Origin of the sequence: Okeania sp. SIO3B5 (assembly GCF_010692555.1) — a bacterium.
GTDB lineage: Bacteria > Cyanobacteriota > Cyanobacteriia > Cyanobacteriales > Microcoleaceae > Okeania.
The window spans coordinates 12,414-38,651 of record NZ_JAAHHG010000045.1 but is presented as its reverse complement, the minus strand read 5'-3'; the positions used below and the strand labels follow the sequence as shown (position 1 = coordinate 38,651).

21 protein-coding genes and 1 pseudogene are annotated in these 26,238 nt (G+C 34.3%); 13 read left to right on the top strand and 9 right to left on the bottom strand.

What is annotated here, in order from left to right:
• Positions 1–1,049 precede the first annotated feature (1,049 nt).
• Positions 1,050–2,114 carry a hypothetical protein gene (locus tag F6K54_RS09150; RefSeq protein WP_293076700.1) on the bottom strand — a complete coding sequence of 355 codons (1,065 nt, stop codon included), beginning with the start codon at positions 2,112–2,114 and terminating at the stop codon, positions 1,050–1,052.
• 1,524 nt (positions 2,115–3,638) lie between these two features.
• On the opposite strand from F6K54_RS09150, the gene F6K54_RS09145 reads away from it, so the two are divergent.
• The 4 genes from F6K54_RS09145 (at position 3,639) to F6K54_RS09130 (ending at position 6,921) form a co-directional block, all read left to right on the top strand.
• Positions 3,639–5,444, top strand: coding sequence for a hypothetical protein (locus F6K54_RS09145; RefSeq protein ID WP_293076698.1), 1,806 nt, complete (start codon positions 3,639–3,641; stop codon positions 5,442–5,444).
• A gap of 500 nt (positions 5,445–5,944) precedes the next feature.
• Positions 5,945–6,145, top strand: coding sequence for a hypothetical protein (locus tag F6K54_RS09140; RefSeq protein WP_293076696.1), 201 nt, complete (start codon positions 5,945–5,947; stop codon positions 6,143–6,145).
• A 101-nt stretch (positions 6,146–6,246) separates the two neighbouring features.
• A complete protein-coding gene (locus F6K54_RS09135) occupies positions 6,247–6,720 on the top strand; it encodes a hypothetical protein (RefSeq protein ID WP_293076694.1) in 474 nt (157 codons plus the stop codon).
• 30 nt (positions 6,721–6,750) lie between these two features.
• Complete coding sequence (locus tag F6K54_RS09130; protein ID WP_293076692.1) at positions 6,751–6,921, top strand: hypothetical protein; 171 nt, start codon at positions 6,751–6,753, stop codon at positions 6,919–6,921.
• Here the strand turns inward: F6K54_RS09130 and F6K54_RS09125 are convergent.
• Complete coding sequence (locus tag F6K54_RS09125; RefSeq protein WP_293076690.1) at positions 6,918–7,193, bottom strand: hypothetical protein; 276 nt, start codon at positions 7,191–7,193, stop codon at positions 6,918–6,920. The two genes, F6K54_RS09130 and F6K54_RS09125, sit on opposite strands and share 4 nt — an antisense overlap.
• Positions 7,194–7,465: 272 nt before the next feature.
• Positions 7,466–8,671, bottom strand: coding sequence for a hypothetical protein (locus tag F6K54_RS09120; protein ID WP_293076688.1), 1,206 nt, complete (start codon positions 8,669–8,671; stop codon positions 7,466–7,468).
• Between the two features lie 994 nt (positions 8,672–9,665).
• Between F6K54_RS09120 and mfd the strand changes: the two genes are divergently transcribed.
• The 9 genes and pseudogenes from mfd to F6K54_RS09075 all read left to right on the top strand — a co-directional run bounded on the left by mfd (position 9,666) and on the right by F6K54_RS09075 (position 22,304).
• Positions 9,666–13,190 carry a transcription-repair coupling factor gene (mfd, locus tag F6K54_RS09115; protein WP_293076686.1) on the top strand — a complete coding sequence of 1,175 codons (3,525 nt, stop codon included), beginning with the start codon at positions 9,666–9,668 and terminating at the stop codon, positions 13,188–13,190.
• Between the two features lie 755 nt (positions 13,191–13,945).
• Positions 13,946–14,440: a hypothetical protein gene (locus F6K54_RS09110; RefSeq protein WP_293076685.1), complete on the top strand. Its 495-nt coding sequence runs from the start codon at positions 13,946–13,948 to the stop codon at positions 14,438–14,440.
• Between the two features lie 612 nt (positions 14,441–15,052).
• Positions 15,053–15,952, top strand: a complete 900-nt coding sequence (locus F6K54_RS09105; protein WP_293076683.1) for an Rpn family recombination-promoting nuclease/putative transposase — start codon at positions 15,053–15,055, stop codon at positions 15,950–15,952.
• 31 nt (positions 15,953–15,983) lie between these two features.
• Positions 15,984–16,880 carry an Rpn family recombination-promoting nuclease/putative transposase gene (locus F6K54_RS09100; protein WP_293076682.1) on the top strand — a complete coding sequence of 299 codons (897 nt, stop codon included), beginning with the start codon at positions 15,984–15,986 and terminating at the stop codon, positions 16,878–16,880.
• A 114-nt stretch (positions 16,881–16,994) separates the two neighbouring features.
• On the top strand, positions 16,995–17,939 hold the full coding sequence (locus F6K54_RS09095; protein ID WP_293076680.1) for an Rpn family recombination-promoting nuclease/putative transposase: 945 nt from the start codon (positions 16,995–16,997) through the stop codon (positions 17,937–17,939).
• A 114-nt stretch (positions 17,940–18,053) separates the two neighbouring features.
• A pseudogene (locus F6K54_RS09090) lies at positions 18,054–18,191 on the top strand (PD-(D/E)XK nuclease family transposase); the annotation flags it as partial.
• Positions 18,192–18,456: 265 nt separating this feature from the next.
• Positions 18,457–19,119, top strand: a complete 663-nt coding sequence (locus F6K54_RS09085; RefSeq protein ID WP_293076678.1) for a VWA domain-containing protein — start codon at positions 18,457–18,459, stop codon at positions 19,117–19,119.
• A gap of 92 nt (positions 19,120–19,211) precedes the next feature.
• Complete coding sequence (locus tag F6K54_RS09080) at positions 19,212–21,545, top strand: tetratricopeptide repeat protein (protein ID WP_293076676.1); 2,334 nt, start codon at positions 19,212–19,214, stop codon at positions 21,543–21,545.
• Positions 21,546–21,839: 294 nt separating this feature from the next.
• Positions 21,840–22,304, top strand: a complete 465-nt coding sequence (locus tag F6K54_RS09075) for a DUF29 domain-containing protein (RefSeq protein ID WP_293076674.1) — start codon at positions 21,840–21,842, stop codon at positions 22,302–22,304.
• Between the two features lie 111 nt (positions 22,305–22,415).
• Here F6K54_RS09075 and F6K54_RS09070 read toward each other — a convergent pair whose 3' ends face one another.
• The 6 genes from F6K54_RS09070 to F6K54_RS09045 form a co-directional block, all read right to left on the bottom strand.
• Positions 22,416–22,985, bottom strand: a complete 570-nt coding sequence (locus F6K54_RS09070) for a Uma2 family endonuclease (protein WP_293076672.1) — start codon at positions 22,983–22,985, stop codon at positions 22,416–22,418.
• 196 nt (positions 22,986–23,181) lie between these two features.
• A complete protein-coding gene (locus F6K54_RS09065) occupies positions 23,182–23,979 on the bottom strand; it encodes a phosphodiester glycosidase family protein (RefSeq protein WP_293076670.1) in 798 nt (265 codons plus the stop codon).
• 38 nt (positions 23,980–24,017) lie between these two features.
• Positions 24,018–24,128, bottom strand: a complete 111-nt coding sequence (locus F6K54_RS42750; protein ID WP_366558085.1) for a DUF433 domain-containing protein — start codon at positions 24,126–24,128, stop codon at positions 24,018–24,020.
• A gap of 288 nt (positions 24,129–24,416) precedes the next feature.
• Entirely contained in the window at positions 24,417–24,830 is a 414-nt protein-coding gene (locus F6K54_RS09055) for a Uma2 family endonuclease (RefSeq protein WP_293076702.1), read from the bottom strand.
• 72 nt (positions 24,831–24,902) lie between these two features.
• A complete protein-coding gene (locus F6K54_RS09050; RefSeq protein WP_293076668.1) occupies positions 24,903–25,061 on the bottom strand; it encodes a hypothetical protein in 159 nt (52 codons plus the stop codon).
• A 257-nt stretch (positions 25,062–25,318) separates the two neighbouring features.
• Complete coding sequence (locus F6K54_RS09045) at positions 25,319–25,450, bottom strand: hypothetical protein (RefSeq protein ID WP_293076666.1); 132 nt, start codon at positions 25,448–25,450, stop codon at positions 25,319–25,321.
• Positions 25,451–26,238: the final 788 nt, after the last annotated feature.

The following is a 26,238-nucleotide window of genomic DNA, read 5'->3' as shown; positions in this document are numbered from 1 at the left end:
TAAGAAGTAAGAAGTAAGAAGTCAAAAGTAAGAAGTAAGAAGTAAGAAGTAAGAAGTAAGAAGTAAGAAGTCAAAAGTAAGAAGTAAGAAGTAAGAAGTAAGAAGTCAAAAGTAAGAAGTAAGAAGTAAGAAGTAAGAAGTAAGAAGTAAGAAGTCAAAAGTAAGAAGTAAGAAGTAAGAAGTAAGAAGTCAAAAGTAAGAAGTAAGAAGTCAAAAGTAAGAAGTCAAAAGTAAGAAGTCAAAAGTAAGAAGTCAAAAGTAAGAAGTAAGAAGTAAGAAGTAAGAAGTAAATTATAGTCGTCAATAGGAGTCAACGATTCAGTAAGTATTTATGCTTAATATTTAACTGAGAATTTGACTCCTGATAAAGGTAAATGAAGATCATTTATATAGTATAAATACTTAAGCAAGCTACAGATTTTATACTAATTTTCATGTGACAAATTGAAGTGCGGAATGTGGGATTAATTAGGGTTTGCTGAAAAAGTCTTATGGGTGAGGGTAGGAGACAGGAGACAACCCACCCCTAACCCCTCCGGTGGAGGGGAAGACAGGAGAAAAGGAAATGAGCGGGGGAGTAGGGGAGTAGGGGAGTAGGGGAGAATTTTTTTGCCCAACTTTTGCTAAAAATGCTAACTTTTTGAGCATAAAGAGCTGAAAACCATGTACTTTTTCAATACCTAAAAAGGCTAAAACCTTTATCTGGCAATTATTTGAGATTTAATCAGCAAACCCTAATTAGGGTTTGCGTATGGAAAGTCTTTTAGTAGGGGTAGGAGACAGGAGACAACCCACCCCTAACCCCTCCGGTGGAGGGGAAGACAGGAGAAAAGGGAATTTAGAGGAGGTAGGAGCTAAGTTTTGTCCCTTGATTTTTCTGCCCAAATCTTGACCAAAATCCGCTCCTAATTGAACCATTACCACTTAAAACCTTGCACTTTTTGATACTTAAAAAGGCTAAAAGCTTTATGTATAAATACTTTTAGTAGATTTAATCAGCAAGCCCTAATTATTAATTATTAATTATTAATTATTAATTGTTGCTATATCTACTGAAAAAAATCTTCAGAGAGATACTTATTTATTACTTCAGCAGCTAATCTATTACCAGCAATATTCCAATGAATATCGTTAGGTTTGTAGAGAGGAGTTTGAGAACCCGCAGCCACAAATTCTTCAACAATATCAAGATAATATATATTATTTTCGACAAGTGCTTGAGATAATAATTTGTTAGGCTGTCTAAAATCAAATTTATCAGGAGTAAAATTGTAACTAACAACTACTTTATCTCTTAATTCTTTGATAACTTGTACTTCGTCAGGCATTAAAACTACGACTAAAGTAATATTTCTGCGATCGCAGATTTCTTTGATTTTTAATAAGTCGCCCAAAGCATCATTAAAATGTTCTTTAAATTCAGTTTCTTCAGGATTTTTGATAAAAATATAACTCCTTTTTTTTGCCTCTTCCAGATGAAAGTCATCCGGTGAAGTAGGTAAATCTTCTCGATACTCAATATTATGATGATAAAGATTACCTTCAAACTTACTATTCACCTTAATTAGAAAATCAAAAAATGAGAAAACGTAAGAATCTTGAACTTTAAGTAATTTCCGGTCTTGTTGTGATTTATAGTTATCAGAAAAGTCATTTCCGACATAAAAAGATAACAACACCATATCAGGATTTAATTCTAATCCTTCATTAACTAATAGGGATAAATAATCTTTCGGCCCAATGGCAATTATGCCCATATTAATTAATTCTATTGGCTGCTGACTATCTTGATTAAGTTTTGATTCCAGTAGAGTTAGAAAATTATGTTTGTAGGGAATACCTCCATAAGCAAAAGAATCACCTATACCCAGAATTCTGTATGTACCTTCTGCTTTTTGTTTGCTAAATTCTACATCTTTAAATCCCCGAGAATTTAATTGGAAGTCATAATCTGTAGATAATGGTTTCCCACGCCAACGATTATAAGATGAGGGGTCATAAAACATAAAAGATGGATTAATTTTGTGATAAATTCTGAATGTGACTTCTGTTAAGCCAAAAGTTATTAAAGATATAATTGCTGTTTGACGGAGGATAGAAAAAAATCTTTTCATTTCATTATTAAACTTTAAAGGATGAACGTTTTGACTGGATTAAGTATAGTTAATTTAGATTAGCGATCGCTAAGATGTTAATATAACACCAAGGGTGATAAATGTTTGCTACAAATGACTAGACTTTTGATTAGGAGTCAGGAGTTACCAAGTCATCGAGTCAGAATAAATGGGTGCATCTCAATTTTGAATAAAGCCAAAAAATTATCGCTTTTAGGGAACAGGGAACAGGGAACAGGGAACAGGGAATATATAGGAAAAAAGTATTTTTGCAAATATGAGATGCACCCGAATAAATGAACCTATCCTACTATTTTTAACAGATTTATTTATTTAAGTAAAATATGTTTCAAAAGCTGATTTTTTCGTTTTTAACTCTCAAAATATTTAGGGTTTTTAGCAAAAATCTTATTAAGCACTTAAACAGAATTATTTACACAAGCGATGCTTACACAGTAAGGATTTTAGCTCCTAAAATTTGTAATTTATTTTGTTTACCTGCTTAAGTTTTTCTATATCAATCCTAAATAGGTTGTGACAAATAAAAAAGTAGATAAAAAAACTGAAACTCCCGCTTGTTCCCTGTTCCCTGTTCCCTAAAAGCGGTAAGATTTTTATACACAAACAAAATAGGATTGCTATAGATAGAAAAGCGCGATATGGGAGATTTGTATTTAATAATCTGGAAAATTAAATTTGAGTATAATTTTTCCCTATTTCCCATTCACTATTCCCTGTTATCTGGATTAATTTTATGATAAATTCTGGTAAGCATTTCCTGCGGAATACTGCGCAAACAGCTATCAACAGTCAGCTAGCCTCCTCCGGAGGAACTACGTTAACAGCAATTAGGGTTTGCTGAATAAAGTCTTTTGGTGGGGGTAGGAGTCAGGAGACAGGAGACAGGAGACAGGAGAAATGGGTATGGGAGCGAGGAGGCAGTAGTAAGAATTATCCCTTGATTTTTCTGCCATAGTCAGTCCAAAATCCTAACTTTTTGAGCTGCCGGAAGACGAAAACCTTATACTTTTTAAAGACCTAAAAAGGCTAAAGTCTCTATATATCAATGCTTTGATATTTAATCAGCAAGCCCCAATTAGTAATGAATAATTACTTATAAGGTTTTGTCTAGAGACTTTTGCAGTAACTTTTTATATCTATATAGATAAGCACTATAGGGAAGGTTTAGATTTGGTAATCTGGAAAATTAAATTTGAGTATAATTTTTCCCTATTCCCTGTTCCCAGTTAAGTGTTCCCTATTCCCTATTCCCTATTCCCTATTCCCTATTCCCTATTCCCTATTCCCTTTAATGAATAATTACTTATAAGGTTTTGTCTAGAGACTTTTGCAGTAACTTTTTATATCTATATAGATAAGCACTATAGGGAAGGTTTAGATTTGGTAATCTGGAAAATTAAATTTGAGTATAATTTTTCCCTATTCCCTATTCCCAGTTAAGTGTTCCCTGTTCCCTATTCCCTGTTCCCTATTCCCTATTCCCTATTCCCTTTTTTGATAAATATGCAACGTACTCATTCTAAATTAATTTTAGGAATAAACCTATGTTTAGCGATAATTCCAGCTATAGTTCTGGGCATTATTATTCTTAAGTATAGTTTGAATGTACCGATTCAAGACCAATGGCAAATTTCTGCTATTTTTGAAAAAGTTAATACCAGAACTTTGTCTTTCAGCGATTTAATAGCACAGCATAATGAAAGCAGAAAATTTTTCCCCAGACTAATTTTTATTGCCCTAGCATTTCTGACAAAATGGAATATTAGATATGAAATGTTAGTAATATTTTTACTTGCCTGTATAGTTGCTGTAAATATTTATCTTTTAAATCGATTAACAATTAATGCTTCCCCAATCAAAAGTCTGACTATAGCATTAGTATCTAATATTTTTATCTTTTCAGTCGTACAATATGAAAATTGGTTATGGGGTATTCAAATAGTTGTTTTTATTCCCATCGCTTGTATTACTACCTCTATATTAATTGCTTATTCTCGACTGAACAATACAGCAAAATTTTTAATTTGTATGTTATTGGCAACCATCAGCACTTTTTCTTATGCTAATGGTTTATTAGCCTGGGTAATTGTTTTACCAGTTTTAGCTTTAGCCAAACTCAAATCTTGGTCAGATATACTAAAAGATATCAAATTATATCTCCTCTGGATAATTGGATTTATCGCAAATATAGCCTTATATTTTTATGATTATCAAAAGCCTTTATCTCATCCTAATCCAGTAGAATCTATTCAATATCCATCTCAAATATTTCAATACTTTCTAGCATTTATAGGTACTGCTCTTGGTATAGGTAGCAGTATACAACCTCTCAATAATTCAATTATTCTTGGTTCCATAATTATTACCCTATTTATTTGTTTGTCTTCTTATATACTTTGGCATTTCAAAGATTATCAACTTAGACATCAAACTATAGGGTGGATTATGCTTGGTTCATATACAGTTATTAGTGCTTTAGTTACATCCTTTGGTAGAGTTTCATTGGGTATAGAACAAGCACTTTCTTCAAGATATACAACCTTTTCCACTTATCTAATTATCTCCATAATTCATTTAATGATAATTGTGGGAGAAGACTGTATAAAAAAAGAACACTGGTTAATTAATAGAAGCTTATTCTCAAAAATTATTTGCTGGCTTCTCGGCATGATAACTGTTCTGCAAATAAATAATTTTACCTATGGTATAGAAAGTATGCAATCATGGCGACAAAATTACTTGAAATATAAAGGATGTTTATTACTCAGTAATTTGACTCATGATAACTGTCAAAATTTGATTGATTCTTACTATTTTGAATCTTACAGACAGCAGGCGCGCTACTTAACAGAAATGGGTTTTTTACACCCTGGTTTAATTCAAACTAATCGTATTCAAGACCTTGTAGATACTAATAATGAGAGAGAAATAAAAGGTATTTTTGAGAAGTTGGAATTCATTGGTGGTAATAATTTACTAGCGACTGGTTGGGCAATATTTACTGATACGGGTTTACCTGTAGATGCCATTGTTTTAAGTTATGATAATTCTCAAGGTGAATCTATTGTTTCTGCTGTGGCAGATATGACAATATCAAAACCTTATCTGGTGAAAGAATTTAAGAGTCAAAAATACTTTAAGTCAGGATGGCAAAAGGTATTGTCTACCCATAAATTTCCTCAAGGAAATGTTAATATTAAAGCTTGGGCATTAGATACAGATACTGCTAAATTTTATCAAATTCCTGGTATTCATATAGTTAATAAGAATGGTGAAAATCTTAGTGTTGTGTCAATAAATAGGGAATAGGGAATAGGGAATAGGGAATAGGGAATAGGGAATAGGGAATAGGGGAGAAAAGAGGGAAAGGGAAGAGGAAAAAATTTAGAGATATAAATAAGTTGTACAGAGGATGGTAACAGCTCCTTTTTAGCCAAAAATTAAAATTTTTTAGGGAAGAAGGTACACAAAATAACCAGTGCATTTTAATTTTCATAAAAAATAGTTCCAGCCTAAATATAGTGGGATATTTAACATTCATAAAGTAGAGGATAAATACACAATTAATTTTGCTTAGGTACTTAGTATTCTTTTTCATAATTGCTATAAAACTATTTCTCATATCTGAATATAACTAGCAAATAAAAACCTAACATTAAATGACCAAAAAATCAGGTGAATAGCTTCCCCTTTTAAGTAGATAAAAAAAGAGAATTCCGTATTTTCGTAGCCTCCCATTACAGGAGGTGCTGATAACTAATAACTGATAACTGAAATAACCTTTTGCTAAAGTCGAAATTAGTCGAGAAGTGACAGGGGAAGTTAGACAGGTAGATATTTATTTTTCTCCGGTCTCAAACCCTCCTAGTTCTGGCCTAAATTTAGGAGCATTGGGTAAAATATTATTGAGTGATTGTTTAATTGAAGCATTTCGGAATCAAACAACCTTGAATGAAGTTAGTAGTTGTTTGCTGAAGTTATTTTCTTTTCAGAGTGAATTGCAGCGATAAGCAAAACGGAATCAAGAATATATTCCAGAATTATATTTGCCTAATTTATCTTTTGGGTTGAAAAAAGCGCCATCTATACGGTGTTTACAATTTGTTTGGTTTTGAGTCCCAATCCATTTTTTCTTCCTTCTTTCTTTCTTCTTCCTTTCTTCTTTCTTCTTCCTTCTTCAAAGATTTTAGCTACTTCTGCTTCTGAGAAATTAATCAATAGTTTTGGTTTTCAGTTAGACCAAAAAAACTGGATTTCAGGAGTTTATATTCTCCCGGTTGGTTGGAAAAAAAATTTAATTGCCATTAACCAATTACCAGTAATTCCAGAAACATTGTGGTTAAGAATTTTAGGCAAGGGAAAAACTCAAGAATTAGCCATATTAGAATTGGTTGATTTATCGCCAGAAAACCCTTTTAAAAATCTGGCACTAGAACAGGTTTCAATTTGGAGAACTAATTTAGAAATTAAACAAGATTTAACTAATGAGGAGAGAGAATTAATTATGAATTTATCACCAGCTTATCTAAAATGGCGTGAAGATGTAAGGCAAGAAGGACGACAAGAAGGCCGTCAGGAAGGATGACAAGAAGAACGAAAGATTGTACTAGAAAGCTTGCTAAAAACTCGATTTGGCGAACTTGACCAAGAGTTATTAGAAGTTGTGGAAACTTTATTAAACTTGTCTGCTGATGAATATGCTCAAATACTAATTCAATTGCTGAATTTATCACGGGAAGGACTCTTAGAGTTAATCAAAAATCAATCGTCAAAAGAGAAAAATTAAACGGGTATAGCAGAAGGAAGAAGGAAGAAATTAAGACGAAGGAAAGCATTACGTTTTTTAAACTTTAATGCTTTAATATCATTTTTATTCTGTAACAATATTTTTAATAATTGTTGTTTAAACTTTATTAAACTGACTATTCTCATCTTTATATTAAGTGCAACTTCATGGAGAAATGGTATCAGTTTTTGATTTGTCTTAACCTTTCCTTGGACCGCTATATCAGTTTTGTTTAAAGTTGATAACTTAGAGGTTGTCTGAGAAGTATCCATTTGCTACATCCAAGCCCCCTAATACCAAATTCAAAAAAGGTTACTACAGTATTAATCTTAAAACTCTTAGCAACAGAATAAAGCACTGTAACAGTATTTTTTTAAAATGGTATAAATCCTCCAATTTTAGGGTACTTTTAGAAGAAAATTGACTCTTGTTCCCCCCCAAAGTTGGGGGATAGGGGGGCAAAATTAAGTATCAAAAAACTTTTCATATATCCTCTTAGACAACGCAATCTTCTTCCTTATTACTTCTGCTATAGCAACCTTATTTATTCAAAAAATTTATCTATATCTTTAAGCAAATAATCGAACAAAATATCCGCAGCTAATAAATTTCCAGCACTATTCCAATGAGGTTCCCTCAGTAAGTATAAAGGACGATTTTTTTGTTCTCTTCTGAATCTATCTAACATATCTATATAAGGAATACCATTAGCCTTTAAAAACTTAATTAAAATCTCTTGCTGGCAAGTCGTATTATAAGACTCTCGCTTCAAATCATCATATTCGGCAAAAATATCATTTAATAATTCATCATTAACTTGATATTCATCGGGATAAATTGCCACAATAAAGTCAATGTTCCGAGATTTTAGTAATTTTTGCATTTCTGAAATACTCTGAAAAATATAGTTAATATTATCGTCTCGCTTACCCCCAAATAAATCTCGAATCTTACAAAACTTGAGCCTACTTTTTTCTACCCGCAGAAAAGCTTTTTCAGATAAAATTCCCGGTGACTTTTCCCGTTCAATAATTGGAGCTGATGCTAAATTTAAACTAGCGACTAGATAACTACTAAATAACTGGGCAGAATCTTGTTTAGCCCTTTGTAATTCTTGGTAAACTTTATATTTCTGCTGTAAAAACATCAACAATCTAGACCTACCAATAATCGGATAACCAAAAATAATTAATTCATCTTCCTTATCTATATCTATATATATGCCATTGACAATAATTCGTTTTCTTTCTGGGTCAGCATCTCGAAAATCATTACCAACAAAAAAACCTAATACTACCAAATCTGGATTATATTGCAACCCGTACTTTTTCAACATAGTTAATTGCTCCCCAGTATGAGTTCCTGGATAGCCAACATTAATCACATCAACCTGATTTTTAGCATAATAATTCTCAAATTTTTTCTCCAACAAAGCCGTATAATTTCCCTCCTTTCCACCAGCCCAATTAAACGAATCGCTAACCACTAATAATCGAAATTTATTCTGGTCTTTTTGTAAAGGATAATCTCTATCGTTAAAGCCAAATTGATTATTTCCATTAATATAAGGTCGTACTCTAAATCCTAAATCTGAATCATACTGATAGAGACCTTTAAATAGATAAGGCTCCAAAACAATCATCACAATTTCTACCAAAAACAGAGGTATAAATATCCAGGTAAATGTTAATAATAAAAATGTATTAAAATTTTTCCAATTAATCAATTTGAGGAATTTCGATAACATCATAGAGAATAAGGAAGAAGTAAGAAGGAAGAAGGAAGAAGGAAGAAAAGGAATTTTACGATAAAAACACTATATGTACCATAGTGCTATAGTTTTTATCTACTATATATAGTGCCTTTGCCTAATTATTCTCAAAAAAATAGAATGTATTTCAGCTCCAATTCAAACAGAACTTAAGGAATTTTCCGACAAAAACACTATATGTATCATAGTGCTATAGTTTTTATCTACTACATATAGTGTCTTTGCCTAATTAAGGAAGAAGGAAGAAGAAAGAAGGAAGAAGGAAGAAGGAAGAAAAGAATTTTTCCGACAAAAACACTATATATATCATAGTGCTATAGTTTTTATCTACTACATATAGTACCTTTGCCTAATTAAAGAAGAAGGAAGGAGGAAGAAGGAAGAAAAGGATTTTTCCGACAAAAACACTGTATGTACCATAGTGCTATAGTTTTTATCTACTATATATAGTGCCTTTGCCTAATTATTGTCAAAAAAATAGGATGTATTTCGGTTCCAATTAAAACAGGACTTAAGGATTTTTCCGACAAAAACACTATATGTGCAATAGTGCTATAGTTTTTATCTACTATATATAGTGCCTTTGCCTAATTATTGTCAAAAAAATAGGATGTATTTCGGTTTCTTTCCTACTGACAGTTTTTTCCGCTCCTCTACTCCCCATTGTCTCATAGCACCATATGTCTAAATAGACTAAGATTATAAATTGTTAAATTTTGCTATCCTGACTCCTGACTTTAGCCTCGCTGACTCTTGACTTCCGGCTTAGAAAATCAACTTATAGCGTGTAGCGCTAGGGAATAGGGAACAGGGAATAGCAAACTTTCAATAATTGATAATTGATCATGGATAATTGATAATTACCTCTCCCTAAAAGAAAGAGGATTGAATAAAAGGAAAATTTTTTCTCTCTAGTATTTTTTTGCCTCATGCTTTAGCCCTCGGTACTGATAACTGATAACTGATAACTGAAATGACACTATCTTCTATTATTAAACTACTCGGGCGATCGCCCTTAACAACCGAACTCCTAAACAAACTCCAACAATATCAATGCCTACAACTCAACGGCGCTCCCCGTTTACCCAAAGGCTTAGTTGCATCTACCCTGGCCCAACAACAACAGCAGAATTTATTTATCGTTACCGCCACTTTAGAAGAAGCGGGACGGTGGGCGGCACAATTAGAAGCAATAGGATGGCCAACAGTACACTTTTATCCCACCTCAGAAGCATCACCTTATGAAACCTCCCAGTCCGAAGAAATGATTTGGGGACAGATGCAAGTATTGGCAGACTTGTTGAGTGAGAACGCCTCAGAAAATGCAACTAACAACGGCAACAATAACAATAAAGCAAAAATGGCCGTGGTGGCAACAGAGCGATCGCTCCAACCCCACCTACCCACAGTCAAACAATTTCAACCATACTGCCTAACACTCAACCCAGGCATTACTAGCAATTCTAAAACCTTCAGCACTACAGGGATATCGGCCACAGATACACAGATAAATCATTCTCAGTCTGATGGTTTAGAGTGTATATCTTTAGATGAAAAACTTGCCCAGATGGGATACGAGCGAGTGCCGTTAGTAGAAACTGAAGGTCAGTGGAGTCGCCGAGGGGATATTATAGATATATTTCCCGTCGCATCAGAATTACCAGTACGCCTAGAATGGTTTGGCGACGAACTCGAAAAAATTCGGGAATTTGACCCCTCTACTCAACGCTCCCTTGACAAAATTGCCAAAATAGTAGTGACTCCCACAAATTTTAGTCAGTGGGGGTGGGGAAACTTAGAGTCAATAACCGACTCAAAATTTGTCTCCCTTCTAGACTATTTGCCAGAAAATACCCTAGTCGCCATAGACGAAGCAGATCAATGTGCTGCTCATGGCGATCGCTGGTTTGAACTGGTAGAAGAAAATTGGCAACAACTCAACGCTGACGAAACATCCCAACCATTACCAAAAATTCATCGCACTTTTGCCGACTCCCTCGCAGAAGTAGAATTATTTCCCAGACTATATTTATCCGAACTCGTCAAAGAAAGCAATAGCAGTATTACCAGCTCAGTGGAATACACCCTCAACCTCGCCAGTCGTCCCTTACCAGTCATGCCACACCAATATGCAAAACTGGCAGAAAACCTGCGCCAAGAAAGGGAACGAAAATTTTCCGTATTTCTCATTTCCGCTCAACCATCACGCTCCGTTTCCCTACTCCAGGAACATGACTGTCCTGCCCAGTTTATCCCCAACTCCCGCGACTACCCTGCCATTGACAGACTGCAAACTCAACACACCCCTGTTGCTCTCAAATATAGTGGGTTAGCAGAATTAGAAGGATTTGTTTTGCCCACATTCCGGTTAGTTTTGATTAGCGATCGAGAATTTTACGGACAACACACCCTCGCCACTCCCACCTATATTCGCAAACGTCGTCAAGCTGCCTCCAAACAAGTAGATCCCAACAAACTACGTCCCGGAGATTATGTAGTTCACCGCCAACATGGTATCGGCAAGTTTATCAAATTAGAAAGTCTGACTCTCAATAATGAAACCCGCGACTATCTGGCAATTCAATATGCGGACGGTTTGTTGAGAGTTGCCGCCGATCAACTAAGTTCTCTGTCACGACTAAGAAGTACGGATAAGAAAAAACCGCAGCTCAATAAACTTACGGGCAAAACTTGGGAAAGCACTAAAAATAAAGTCCGCAAGTCAATCAAAAAATTAGCCGTTGACTTGTTGAAACTTTATGCTCAACGCGCCCAACAAACAGGTTATAGTTTTCCTGCTGACTCCCCGTGGCAAGAAGAAATGGAAGATTCGTTCCCCTATCAACCTACTCCCGATCAGTTGAAAGCAACCCAAGATGTGAAACGGGATATGGAAAGTGAGCGAGCAATGGATCGTCTTGTTTGTGGTGATGTGGGTTTTGGTAAAACAGAAGTTGCTATTCGAGCAATTTTTAAAGCAGTCACTGCTAACAAACAAGTAGCATTTCTCGCCCCGACTACAGTTTTAACTCAGCAACATTATCATACTCTCAAGGAACGTTTTGCACCTTATCCCATAGAAATAGGTTTACTCAACCGCTTCCGTACTACTAATGAAAAGAAAGAAATTCAGCGGAGGTTGGCGACTGGGGAGTTGGATATTATTGTCGGCACCCATTCTATTTTAAGCAAAACGATTAACTTTCGGGAGTTGGGGTTGTTGGTGGTGGATGAGGAACAACGGTTTGGTGTTAACCAGAAGGAAAAAATTAAGGCGCTCAAAGCTCAGGTAGATGTGCTGACATTGACTGCAACGCCAATTCCTCGGACTTTATATATGGCGCTTTCGGGAATTAGGGAAATGAGTTTAATTGCGACTCCACCCCCATTACGTCGTCCGATCAAAACTCATCTTGCACCTTACGATCTGGAAACTGCTCGCACTGCAATTCGCCAAGAGTTGAATAGAGGAGGGCAAGTATTTTATGTTGTGCCACGGATCGAAGGCATTGAAGAATTGGCAGGAAAGTTACGAGAAATGATTCCCGGAGCTAGAATAAATATCGGTCACGGCCAGATGGATGCTAACGAATTAGAGTCAATAATGCTGACGTTTAATGCTGGTGAAGCTGATATTTTGGTTTGTACGACAATTATTGAGTCTGGTTTGGATATTCCTCGCGTCAACACTATATTAATAGAGGATGCTCAAAAGTTTGGTTTGTCTCAGTTGTATCAGTTACGGGGAAGAGTTGGGCGTGCGGGGGTGCAAGCTCATGCGTGGTTGTTTTATCCGACTACTGCTTCCGGTGGCATAGCGCTGACAGATGATGCTCAAAAACGGTTGCGAGCAATTCAGGAGTTTACCCAGTTGGGTTCTGGATATCAGTTGGCAATGCGAGATTTGGAGATTCGGGGAGCGGGGGATATTTTAGGTGCAGAGCAATCTGGCCAGGTGAATACTATAGGGTTCGATCTGTATACGGAAATGCTACAGGAGGCAATTAGTGAGGTTAAAGGCCAGGAAATTCCCCAGGTGGATGATACACAAATTGACTTGAGTTTGACTGCATTCATTCCCGCAGATTATATTCCAGATTTAGATCAAAAAATGAGTGCATATCGGTTAGTTGCTGCTGCTAATAGTCGGGAAGAATTGAGTCAAATAGAAATTGATTGGGGCGATCGCTACGGTAGTATTCCGAAAGCAGGTTTACAGTTATTAAGGATGATGGAGTTAAAACAAATTGCTAAAAAATTAGGCTTTTCTCGCATTAAATTAGAAGGCAAACAACACGTTGTTTTAGAAACTCCAATGGAGGAACCTGCATGGAATTTATTAAAGGAGAAATTACCAGGTCATTTAAAGTCTCGTTTTGTGTTTAGTAAGGGTAAAGTAACGGTTCGTGGTTTAGGTGTTTTAAGTGCTGATAAACAGTTAGAAAGTTTAATAGATTGGTTGAGTAAAATGGAAAATGCTTTAGTAATTAATAATTAATCATTAATAATTAATAATTAAATAATGCAGGTTAAAATACTCCCCTTTAAAGGGGAAAAAAAGCAATTTTTTCTTTGAGCCTCAATCCTCTCCTTTTTAGGAAGAGGTAATTATTAATTGTTAATTGCTGAAATCAAGTAAATTACATTGATGTCAGAGAATTTAACTTAATTAATCAAGACTGTATAGAACTCTTAAAATTCCTGACGACTATTGTCAAATCGACCAAAATAAATTAAAAATTATCCATTATCCATTATCAATTATCCATTAATGAAGGAGGATTAAATTATGCCATTTAGTAATTACAAAAATATTGCAGCAGTAGTCAAATAATTTCAAATTAAATATGTTGAGGCAAACTTAGAGAATAGTGAAAAAAATCTCTAAAATATAGTATTTATGGTGAGAGATTATCCATTATCCATTATCCATTAAATTATGCCATTTAGTAATTACAAAAATATTGCAGTAGTCGTCAAATAATTTCAAATTAAATATGTTGAGGCAAACTTAGAGAATAGTGAAAAAAATCTCTAAAATATAGTATTTATGGTGAGAGATTATCCATTATCCATTATCCATTAAATTATGCCATTTAGTCATTACAAAAATATTGCAGTAGTCGTCAAATAATTTCAAATTAAATATGTTGAGACAAACTTAGAGAATAGTGAAAAAAATCTCTAAAATATAGTATTTATGGTGAGAGATTATCAATTATCCATTATCCATTATCCATTATCCATTAAATTATGCCATTTAGTAATTACAAAAATATTGCAGCAGTCGCCAAGGAATATCAAATCAGATGGATTTCTGCAAATTTTGTTAATGAAGTAGAATTTCCAGTGCCTCAAAACTTTAGAAAAGAGTTAGAATTTCTATTTTCTCATGGAAATATATACGGTTCAGAATATGCTATTTGTGAAAATTTAATATATCCAATTTTAAAAGAAGTCTGGAAATCTTACTATCAAAAATTCACCCTTTGGAGTAAAGAAGTCTGGAAATCTTACTATCAAAAATTCACCCTTTGGAGTCACGAAACTTTAACTTATGATGAAAAACTATCAGGAAAACCAGATTATATAGTGACTAAACTCAGTCCTTTAGGCAGAAGAATTTTTGATAAACCTTATGTTTTAGTAGTTCAAGCAAAGCAAGACAAATTTGAAAAAGGATGGGGTCATTTCAGTTATCAGTTATCAGTTATCAGTACCTCTCGCTGTTTGCGCAGCATGACCTAGGAAAGCAAGAGGCTTGAAATACGGAATTATCTTTTTTTTATCCCTTTAAAAGGGGAGGCTTTAGACCACAATTTATCGGTCAATGTTTAGCTGAATTAGTCACAGTACAGAAAATTAACAACGATTTAGAGCCAACAATTTTTGGTATTGTTTCTAACGGTCAAGTTTGGCAGTTTGGTAAATTGAAAGAAGATATTTTTACCAGAAATATTATCAGTTATAATATTGGAGATTTAGATAGATTATTTGTAAGCATTCAGCTATTAGCTATCAGCTAGCCTCCTCCGGAGGAACTGCGTTAACAGCAAAAAGACTCTCTCATATATGACAGTGTTTAAATTAACAACTGACTTTAAGTGCAAGGGAGGCAACTTTTGTAGTAAGACAATTAATAAAGCTTTTATTCTAAACTAGAAGCAATAGCTGATAGCTGACGGCTGACGGCTGAATGCTTACGATTATTTTCAGTAGTAAATTATGTGTTTCAGGAATGTTTGTTGCAGTTAGAGAATGAGAAAAATAGTTTGTGAATCTCATATTTTTGAGAGAGCGATCGCTATCATAAATGCTATAATATAAAAACTAAAAATCCTGATTTTTGTAGAGGTTATTATGAGATTTATTAGTCCGAAAACCGATTATGCTTTTAAAATGATATTTGGTTCTGACAAAAGTCAAGAGATATTAATTAGCTTTCTGAATGCCATTATTTATGAAGGGAAAAACAAGATTCAATCTCTAACAATTCTCAATCCTTATAATCCTCGTCAGGTGCAAACTTTAAAAGATAGTTATTTAGATGTTAGAGCAGTATTAAATGATAATTCCCAAGTAATTGTTGAGATGCAAGTAGCTAGCGTTACTGCTTTTGATAAACGAGTGGTTTATAACTTAGCAAAAACCTATTCAACTCAATTAGGTCCCCGTGAAGGTTACAGAAATTTAAAACCAGTAATTGCCGTGACAATTACAGATTTTGAAATGTTTGAAAAAAACCCAGATGTGGTCAATTATTTTTCTTTTTTAAATGAGAAAAAGTTTGTGAAGTATACAGCAGCAGAAATGCAGTTAATTTTTGTAGAGCTGCCCAAATTTAAGAAGTCATTAGAGGAGTTAGAAACTTTAGTAGATAAGTGGATTTATTTTATCAAAGAAACAGAAAATTTAGAAATAATTCCAGAAAGTTTGGGGGAAGTATCAGCAATAGAAAAAGCTCTAAATATTGCCAATGAAATTAATCTAAGTGTTGAAGAATTAGAGCTGCTAGAACAGCGAGTAATTATGGCACAAGATGAGAGTGGCAAGATACTTTTTGCGGAGGAAAAAGGTAGAACTAAAGAGGCGATCGCTATGATAATGCTTTTACTCAAAGAGCGTTTTGAAGAAGTTATAGAAGATGAGATTGCTAGTCAGCTTAAAAATCTATCTTTAGAAGATTTAGAGGATTTAGTTAAAGCAGTTTTAAAGTTTAATAATATCGACGATTTATCGTATTGGTTGGCAGATAGATAGGTTGAAATTTAGAATTAAATAGGAGGTTACTATGAGATTCATTAGTCCGAAAACCGATTACGCTTTTAAAATGATATTTGGTTCCAACCAAAGTCAAGACATATTAATTAGCTTTCTGAACGCCATTATTTATGAAGGAAAAAACAAGATTCAATCCCTAACAATTCTCAATCCTTATAATCCTCGTCAGATACAAACTTTAAAAGATAATTATTTAGATGTCAGAGCAGTATTAGATAATAATTCTCATGTGATTATTGAGATGCAAGTAGCTAGCGTTACTGCTTTTGATAAACGAGTAGTTTATAATTTAACAAAAACTTATGCAGATCAATTAAATCCTCCTCAACCTTATATGAATTTAAAACCAGTAATTTCTGTGACAATTACGGATTTTGAAATGTTTGAAGGAAGCTCAGATGTGGTGAATCATTTTGCCTTTTTAAATGAGAAAAAGTTTGTGAAGTATACAGCAGCAGAAATGCAGTTAATTTTTGTAGAGCTGCCCAAATTTAATAAGTCATTAGAGGAGTTAGAAACTTTAGTAGATAAGTGGATTTATTTTATTAAAGAAACGGACAACTTGGAGGTAATTCCCGAAAATCTGGGAGAGGTATCGGCAATAGAAAAAGCTCTAAATATTGCCAACGAAATTAATCTAAGCGTTGAGGAATTAGAGCTGCTAGAACAACGGGCAATTATGGTACAAGATGAGAGTGGCAAGATACTTTTTGCGGAGGAAAAAGGCAGAATTAAAGGGACTATCGCTCTGATAATACGTCAGCTTAAAAAGCGTTTGGGTGAAATTCCAGAGAATCTGAAAAATCAATTGTCAGATTTATCTTTGGAGGAGTTGGAAAATTTGAGTGAGGATATTTTTGATTTTACTACTTTCGACGACTTATCAAATTGGTTGGCAAATAGATAAGTGCTACCCAAAGCACTTTTAATTTGAATAAAACATAAAATAGAAACGTTGTATGCAATGTTCCTACAGAGTTATAATTTAATTATTAATTATTGATTAGGAGATGAAATTACCATGAGATTTATTAGCCCAAAAACCGATTATGCTTTTAAAAAAATATTTGGTTCTGACCAAAGTCAAGACATATTAATTAGCTTTCTGAATGCCATTATTTATAAAGGGAAAAACAAAATTAAATCCCTAACAATTCTTAATCCTTATAATCCCCGTCAAGTGCAAACTTTAAAAGATAGTTATTTGGATGTTAGAGCAGTATTAAATAATAATTCCCAAGTAATTATTGAGATGCAAGTAGCTAACGTTACTGCCTTTGATAAACGAGTGGTTTATAACTTAGCAAAAACTTATTCAACTCAATTAGGTAATCATCAACCTTATATGAATTTAAAACCAGTAATTGCCGTGACAATTACGGATTTTAAAATGTTTAATAAAACCTCAGATGTTGTCAATCATTTTGCTTTTTTACATGAAAAAAAAGCCTTTAAGTATACAGCGGCAGAAATGAAGTTAGTTTTTGTAGAGCTACCGAAATTTAATAAGCCATTGGAGCAGTTAGAAACTTTAGTAGATAAATGGATTTATTTTATTAAAGAAGCAGAAAGTTTAGAACTAATTCCAGAAAGTTTGGGGGAGGTATCAGCAATAGAAAAAGCTCTAAATATTGCCAATGAAATTAATCTCACCCCAGAGGAATTACAGTTGCTAGAACAACGGGCAATGAAGGAACAAGATGAGAGTGGACGGGTACTTTTGGAAGCAAAAAAAGCAGGAAAAAAAGGAGAGAAAAAAGGAGAGAAAAAAGGAAGGAAAAAAGGCAGAATTGAAGAGGCGTTCGCTCTAATCATGCGCCTACTTAAAAAGCGTTTTGGGGAGGTTCCAGAGAATCTGAAAAATCAATTGTCAGATTTGTCTTTGGAGGAGTTGGAAAATTTGAGCGAAGAGATTTTTGATTTTACTACTTTCGATGATTTATCGAATTGGTTGGCAAATAGATAAGTGTTACCCAAAGCACTTTTAATTTGAATAAAACATAAAATAGAAACTTTGTATGCAATTTTCCTACAGGGTTCTAATTTAATTATTAATTATTGATTAGGAGATGAAATTACCGTGAGATTTATTAGTCCAAAAACCGATTATGCTTTTAAAAAAATATTTGGTTCCGACCAAAGTCAGGAAATTCTAATTAGCTTTCTGAATGCCATTATTTATGAAGGAAAAAACAAGATTCAATCCTTATCTTGTGTTAAAATACATTTTCAGACATAATTGTTTAACTTCAGGGTGATATGCTTTGGGGGTAGGAGATTCAACAAATTAATGTCCACAATTGTGACAACGATAAGATTGTTTTTGCCTACGAAAACCATTTTTCTTATGACGAGAAGATTGGCATTTAGGACAGTGCATTTTTTCTTGAGTTTGACAACAATTTTATTCTATATTCACTAATACCAATAGTTCTAATTCTCAAACTTCAACTAATATTGTAAAATCAGGAAGTAAAAAAGCTATGACACTTGAAGAATCAGTAGAATTTGCAGAAAATCCTGAACCTCGCTGCCCGTTGGTTCTTTTACTTGATGTTTCAGGAAGTATGTCTGGTCAAAAAATAGACAATTTAAATGAGGGAATCAAAATATTAAAAGATGAGTTAGAAAAAGATGATTTAACAAAACTTAGGGTAGAAGTTGCGATCGTTTCTTTTGGGCAAGGAGTTGATGTAGTTCAAGATTTTGTGACGGTTAATAAATTTCAACCGCCTACTTTGACAACAAATGGTCTAACTCCTATGGGGAGTGGCATTAACACGGCTTTAGACATTGTTAATGAGAGAAAGAAGACCTACAAAGAAAACAGTATTGGGTACTATCGACCTTGGGTATTTATGATTACCGATGGAGAGCCAAATGGAGAAGGTTATGAAGTAGTTGAAGGAGCATCTCAAAGAATTAAGACAATGGAAGAGCAAGGAGCAGTTGTGTTTTTTGCGGTAGGAGTGGATGATGCAAACATGGCAAAACTAAAACAAATTGTTAAACGGCCACCCCTAAAGCTGAAAGGACTAGATTTTAGTGAGATGTTTATGTGGTTATCAGCAAGTATGCAGTCAGTATCACACTCAAATACTGGTGACAAAGTAAAACTAGCACCTCCTGAATGGCAGGAGGTTTAAGTAAAAAAACTAACTCTGTTTTAATTTGTGATATCTACAGAGGATAATTAAAATTTGTTATCCTCATTTCTTTTTTGAAGTTAAATAAAAGGATGATTTTCACTATGTCTTCAGGAGGCAATTCAACATACAAGAAAGTTTATATACTTAAAGGAGCTAATAATTTTACTCCTATTCAGATAAAGTCATTAGGGAAAAAAGGTGGAGAAGGAGAAATTTATACAGTTTTGTCTGATAGTTCGCGGGTGGCTAAAATATATCATAAAGACAAGCTAAAACCGGAGCATCAAAAAAAACTTCCTATACTACTTGAAATTGCTCAAAAAATTACGATTCCAAAAACAAATTCTTCCCAAATAGCTTGGTGTCTTGATTTAGTCTATGGTAGTAATCAAAAGAAAGATTTAATCGGCTTTATAATGCCTCTTGTGCAGGGGGAAACAATTTTAAATGCTTATAATCCTAGGCAACGTCAGGCAAATTTTCCACATTTTCACTATCGTGATTTACATCAAATAGCTTTGAATTTAGCGAAAGTTTTCGAGGAAATACATAAGCACAACATTGTGATTGGAGATGTAAATGAATCGAACGTTTTAGTGACAAATAATGCGAAAGTAATTCTCATAGATATAGATTCTGTTCAGGTTTATGATAGAAAAGGTAAATGTCACAGATGTACAGTTGGCAAACCAGAATACACACCACCAGAACTTGAAGAAAAATTTAAAAAAGAAAGGTCGGATTTTAAGTCTGTAAACCGAACGCCAGAACATGATTTGTATGGTCTAGGAGTGCTAATTTATCAGTTGTTAATGGAAGGAAAACACCCCTTTCCAGCGATAGACGGGCAAAAACCTTCTGCTTACAAATGTCCTCCGCTGGCACCTCGTTTTGATACTCTGCATCCTGAAGTGAGAAAGTTGATGGAGCGTTTTCTCTATAGTGGGTATAATTCTCCTCAAGAAAGACCTAGTGCAGAAAATTGGGTTTTGGCTCTTCAGGAAGCTCAACAATCTTTCAAACAATGTTCTAATAATGAACAGCACTATTATCAAAGGCATTTGCAAAAGTGTTTTTGGTGCGAAAGAGCATGGAAGCTAAAGACAGACACATTTTTACCAATATCAGGTTATAAGCGTTATAACCCCACAAAAACATATAAAACTTGGAGAATTATACAAACTCAACTACAGGGTGTGCAAATTTCTCAGAAAATACAACCGCTTATCCCCATAAGGCTGAAAAGCTTATTTTCAAAACTCCCTAAACTTCCTAAGTTAGGAAAAGTTGCACATGGCTTTCAACCAAAAACAAATAAGTCTGGTAAGCTTGGAGTTGCAGTAATAGCTGCATTTGGTATTTTTGTTGGTGTGCTTATTTTTGCTATTAATCCCATCTGGGAAGCATCAGAAAATATAACTGCTAATGGTAAGCAGGGAGAATATGAAAAGGCAATCGCTGACTATACTAAAGTTATTCAACTCAATCCCAAATACAACTATGATAACGCTTACGATAATCGGGGTAACGCTTACTATTACTATAATCGGGGAGAATATGAAAAGGCAATCGCTGACTATACTAAAGTTATTCAACTCAATCCCAAATATATTAATGCTAGAGCTTACAATAACAGAGGTATTGTTTACTATAAGCAGGGAGAATATGAAAAGGCAATTGCTGACTATACTCAAGCTCTTCGGCTTCATTCCAAATATGCTTATGCTAAAGCTTATGCTTACTATAATCGGGGTAACGCTTACCGTGAGCAGGGAAAATATGAAAAGGCGCTCGCTGACTATACTAAAGTTATTCAAATCAATACTGGAATTATTAGACTCTTTCCCAAAGATGCTTATGCTTACTATTACCGGGGTAACGCTTACCGTAAGCAGGGAAAATATGAAAAGGCGCTCGCCGACTATGCTCAAGCGATTCTACTCGATCCTAAAGATGCTTATGCTTACTATTACCGGGGTAACGCTTACCATAACCAGGGAAAATATGAAAAGGCAATTGCTGACTATAACCGAGCTATTAGACTCTTTCCCAAAGATTCTGATGCTTACTATAACCGGGGTAACACTTACCATAACCAGGGAAAATATGAAAAGGCAATTGCTGACTATACTAAAATTATTCAACTCTATCCCAAATATGCTGATGCTTACTATAACAGGGGTCTGGCTTACCAGCTCAATAAGGGCTCGTGTAAAAATAACCTGAACAGTTTTTTTGATGGAAGCTATATTTCACAATTTATCCTAGATAAAATTTGTACAACTTATTTTTACATGGCTCCTAAGGACATTGAAAAAGCCATATCAGACTTTGAAAAAGCTGCCGACTTATACAAACAACAAACAAATCAAAAGTCGTATCAAGACTCTCTAGATAAACTTAAAGAATTACGAGGATATTAGCAACCTAGCTTACCCCCTGCCTTTATACTTAACCATCAGATGTAACATACAAATAAATATGAAAAAAATCAGCCATTATTATTCACAACTACTATCAAATATTTGGGTTAATCTTGCCCTAAAAACAATAATCTGGGGCTTACTAACCGGATTAATAATGCTAAGAATTTGAGACATCCTTTTTATTTATGCCGATGAACTAAAAACTACATTAACAAAGCTTCCAAAAATGTTACCTTATCCATAAATTTAACTCTTACAATTAGTTTGTGCTAACTTACTGATGATTTTAAAATGACTAACACTACCACAAACTTAAAACAACTCTACGATACCGAATACGATCGCTGGTTAGAAGTAACTATTAAATTACTCAAAAACCGTCAATTAACACAACTAGATTATGAAAATTTAATTGAGGAATTAGAAGCTTTGGGCAGAAACGAAAAAAACGCTGTAGAAAGTTGCCTAGAACAAATAATCCGACATCTACTTTTATACGAATATTGGCAAACAGAATTCCCCCAATATTCTAATCATTGGGAGGCAGAAATTGTTAATTTCAGAACTCAACTAAAACGCCGTTTAACTACTAACTTACGCAATTATTTAGAAGCAGAATTATTATCTATTTATCAAGATGCCCTCAAATTTGTTAAAGCTAAAACTAAACTAGATTCTTTTCCAATAGAATTCCCTTATAACCTCGAACAATTACTTGATGAAAATTGGCTACCTCTATCAAATCCCGATAATTAGTACCCTAGTTAGAATTAATTATTCTTATGTTTATATCATGTCCGCTGTCATACTATTTCTGAATAGTAATGCTATGTTTAATTACCATCTCCCCATCTCCCTACTTTCCCCTTACTCAAATTCTACATTTTCATAGATATCTGACAAAGAGATTTGAAACTCCACCGAACTTAAAGATAAAACGCTTTCATCACCTTCATATTCTGACAACAACCATTTACCATCCTCAGTTTTGCTAAACTGTTCGACATAATATCTGTATTGATCGATGAGAATATATTCCTGGAAACTATTTACTCTGCGATCATACTCAAATTTTTGTCCCCGGTCATAACTTTCTGTCGATCGCGACAACACTTCCACAATTATCTGAGGGTTAGTAATAGTATCTCGCCGACCTTCAGCATAAATAACTGGAGTAGCAATAACCATCAAATCTGGATAGGTGTACATATTTTTTGTTGGTATTGACAAGCGCAAGTCGCTCATAAAAGTTTCGTAAGGTTGCCCTTTGATACCATACTTTAATGTTGCGTAAAAGTTACCAACAATTCGATTGTGGTTTACTGTTCCTCCAGTCATAGGTATTATTTCTCCATCACGATATTCACTTCTAAATTCAGCAGTTGTTTCCTGCTCTAGATACTCTTCGACAGAATAACGGGTTTGAGTTGCCTGCATTAAATTCTCTCCTGTTTGATTATATAAGATTATATAATACTAAAATTTATCCTTTGATTCTAAAAGTTTTTTTGGGTTGCGCTGCGCTTAACCCAACCTACAATCACTACAATCACAAATTTTACTCCTAATTTTCATAATTGTTGAACGATAAATAATATTCGCTACATAATTAAGCCAAAATTCACATAATGCCTCACTTTAATCCTAATAATATAGGCAATATAGCTGTTTCATTAAAATTCAATTCTGGATGGGTTTGAGAATACAATGCCACCGAAGATCCTCCATCTAAATTAACAATATGTAAGGTCTTACCTGAAAACACAGAAACCTTTAACAAATAGTCTGCCAGCTCATCTAATTTGACATTCTCTTTAGTAATAATAAAATATTTTCTTCGGTCTTCTTCTGTATAGGCTAATAATGTTCTTTCAAATAGCAAAAGACCATTAAGAGATTGGTTAATATATTTTGTTGTTACTTGATTACTATCTATAATTAACGGCCCGGACTGAAATTCAATATTATTCTTCTCCGTTGAAGCTTCAAATAGTTTAGTTTCAATAAAATTCAACTCTTCTGTATTTGGATTAAAGCTAATAATATGGGAAAGTTGTTTATCTTCTTTGACCGGAGTTTTGACTTTACCTAATACAGAAAGCCATCCAGCGTGTTCTTTCGATTCTTCAAAAAATGAGCCATTAACTATATATTTATAATTCGATTTTGTTGCAACAGTTTTGACTGATTCAGCCTGGGATGGTTTGTATATCAAATCAAAATTACCAATAAAAGAAACAATCGTCATGTCATAGTTATTGAATTTATATGCCATAAATTCACCATCTTGAAAACTCGAATCAGGATAGATAGTTTGCTGATAAATGCTTTCTTTGTCTGATTTTTTTGCTCGTTGGAAAACAGTAATTCCTACTCCTCCTAAACAAAGCAATACAATCACACAAAAACCTATTTTGATTTTTTTGTTCATTATACTAACTTCTAAAAATAAACTACATTTAAACTACATTATTTTTGAGATTTAATTTCGCCCAAATTATCGTCGTAATAAGCTAATGCTGCATAGACATCTCCCAAAGTCAGACTGGGATAATGATCAACAATTTCGTCTGGAGACATTTTTATCTGGCACGAACAGATAACAATATCTTGTACTCGAATCCTATGTCCTTTAATATGGGTTTACCACCACACATTCCTGGTGTAATGGAAATGTGTTCTGTAGATATCGATTGCATGGAGTAATTATTTAATCAGGACTTACGCAAAGGCACTATTTATAGAGTAAAGTAACTGTTGGACAATAGTTTTGAGCGCTATATATAGCTTATCTGCGTAAGTCCTATTAATTATTTATATGTTTCTGATTTTAACAAAGGTAAAATAATTATACCTTTTTTTTTGTAATTAATTTTCTGCGAAAAAAGAACTAACTGAAACAGAAATATCTGGAAATGCTAGGGGGTTAATTTTTCCTTGCCGGAAAATAACTTCCGATTCATAATTATCTGCTTGAGGATGTTGAAAAACATAAATTTGTCGATTTTCCACATCTACTACCCAATACTCTAAAATTCCCGCTTTTGCATAAACTTGCTTTTTTTCCCCTAAGTCATAACTTAGAGTAGTATTAGGAATTTCTATCAGCAAAAAAATATCTTCAGGATAAGGATGACGTTGAGAGTAATTATTTCTGGGTGGGCGTGCGATCGCAATGTCTGGTTGAGGTTCAGAATTAGACAGAGTAATGGGATGTGCTTCCCGAACATAAGCTAACTCTTTTAGCAGAGAGCGTAGATATTCAACGCTAGTTTCTGTAATTTGAGTATGTCAGGACTTACGCAAAAACACTATGTATAGAGTCCAGTAACTATTGGACAATAGTTACAAGTACTATATATAGCGTATCTGCGTAAGTCCTATATGTATTGGGCTTTCCGGTGACATTTCTACAATTTCCCCATGCAAAAGTTCCAGATGACGGTTAACAAATATTCCAGTATTAATTAGATGATGATATTCTTGAACCGTCCACTTCAATAAAGTTTTCATTTGACTATAATTTTCGATAATATATGACTTTGTAGCATGAAAGTTGCGATCGCTAAGGGAAGTTAAAAGTTAAGTGTGACAAATTAAACTTTGTTTCCCTCTTTATCAGTTATATAGAATCCGGTAATACAGTATATGTTTATAATTCTATCTACACTTCAATATTAAATCTCCCATCTCCCCATCTCCCCATCTCCCCATCTCCCCATCTCCCCATCTCCCCATCTCCCCATCTCCCCATCTCATATAATAAGTATTCAACCGGATTCTATATTACGGCACTTTTCAGATTTATCAACCACATCGTCACAACCAAAACCTTGTAGGGATTTTCCATGAAACATCTCTACAAGGTTGACTAAAAAAATAGTCAACCCAGTAACAAACACTCGTCTTATCAGATACGTTGCAACACACTCTACTAGACGATCATATATTCTAAAACAGTGCGTGACAACAGATTGCTGATTGAGAAAATCCGTTTATCCGTGCCCAAATCAGTGTCTAGCCGTTCCTCCTCTAATAATAATCCTGCATCCCCTTCACCTCTAACACTACAACAGATTGCTGATTGAGAAAATCCGTTTATCCGTGCCCAAATCAGTGTCTAGCCGTTCCTCCTCTAATAATAATCCTGCATCACCTTCACCTCTAACACTACAACAGATTGCTGATTGAGAAAATCCGTTTATCCGTGCCCAAATCAGTGTCTAGCCGTTCCTCCTCCTAATAATAATCCTGCATCCCCTTCACCTCCAACACTTTGAGAAAATCCGTTTATCCGTGCCCAAATCAGTGTCTAGCCGTTCCTCCTCTAATAATAATCCTGCATCACCTTCACCTCCAACACTTTGAAAAAATCCGTTTATCCGTGCCCAAATCAGTGTCTAGCCGTTCCTCCTCTAATAATAATCCTGCATCCCCTTCACCTCTAACACTACAACAGATTGCTGATTGAGAAAATCCGTTTATCCGTGCCCAAATCAGTGTCTAGCCGTTCCTCCTCTAATAATAATCCTGCATCACCTTCACCTCTAACACTACAACAGATTGCTGATTGAGAAAATCCGTTTATCCGTGCCCAAATCAGTGTCTAGCCGTTCCTCCTCCTAATAATAATCCTGCATCCCCTTCACCTCCAACACTTTGAGAAAATCCGTTTATCCGTGCCCAAATC

Coding starts and splice junctions, on each gene's coding strand:
- F6K54_RS09150 (WP_293076700.1), bottom strand. CDS start 2,114: ATGAAAAGATTTTTTTCTATCCTCCGTCAAACAGCAATTATATCTTTA.
- F6K54_RS09145 (WP_293076698.1), top strand. CDS start 3,639: ATGCAACGTACTCATTCTAAATTAATTTTAGGAATAAACCTATGTTTA.
- F6K54_RS09125 (WP_293076690.1), bottom strand. CDS start 7,193: ATGGATACTTCTCAGACAACCTCTAAGTTATCAACTTTAAACAAAACT.
- F6K54_RS09120 (WP_293076688.1), bottom strand. CDS start 8,671: ATGATGTTATCGAAATTCCTCAAATTGATTAATTGGAAAAATTTTAAT.
- mfd (WP_293076686.1), top strand. CDS start 9,666: ATGACACTATCTTCTATTATTAAACTACTCGGGCGATCGCCCTTAACA.
- F6K54_RS09110 (WP_293076685.1), top strand. CDS start 13,946: ATGCCATTTAGTAATTACAAAAATATTGCAGCAGTCGCCAAGGAATAT.
- F6K54_RS09105 (WP_293076683.1), top strand. CDS start 15,053: ATGAGATTTATTAGTCCGAAAACCGATTATGCTTTTAAAATGATATTT.
- F6K54_RS09100 (WP_293076682.1), top strand. CDS start 15,984: ATGAGATTCATTAGTCCGAAAACCGATTACGCTTTTAAAATGATATTT.
- F6K54_RS09095 (WP_293076680.1), top strand. CDS start 16,995: ATGAGATTTATTAGCCCAAAAACCGATTATGCTTTTAAAAAAATATTT.
- F6K54_RS09085 (WP_293076678.1), top strand. CDS start 18,457: ATGACACTTGAAGAATCAGTAGAATTTGCAGAAAATCCTGAACCTCGC.
- F6K54_RS09080 (WP_293076676.1), top strand. CDS start 19,212: ATGATTTTCACTATGTCTTCAGGAGGCAATTCAACATACAAGAAAGTT.
- F6K54_RS09075 (WP_293076674.1), top strand. CDS start 21,840: ATGACTAACACTACCACAAACTTAAAACAACTCTACGATACCGAATAC.
- F6K54_RS09070 (WP_293076672.1), bottom strand. CDS start 22,985: ATGCAGGCAACTCAAACCCGTTATTCTGTCGAAGAGTATCTAGAGCAG.
- F6K54_RS09065 (WP_293076670.1), bottom strand. CDS start 23,979: ATGAACAAAAAAATCAAAATAGGTTTTTGTGTGATTGTATTGCTTTGT.
- F6K54_RS42750 (WP_366558085.1), bottom strand. CDS start 24,128: ATGTCTCCAGACGAAATTGTTGATCATTATCCCAGTCTGACTTTGGGA.
- F6K54_RS09050 (WP_293076668.1), bottom strand. CDS start 25,061: ATGAAAACTTTATTGAAGTGGACGGTTCAAGAATATCATCATCTAATT.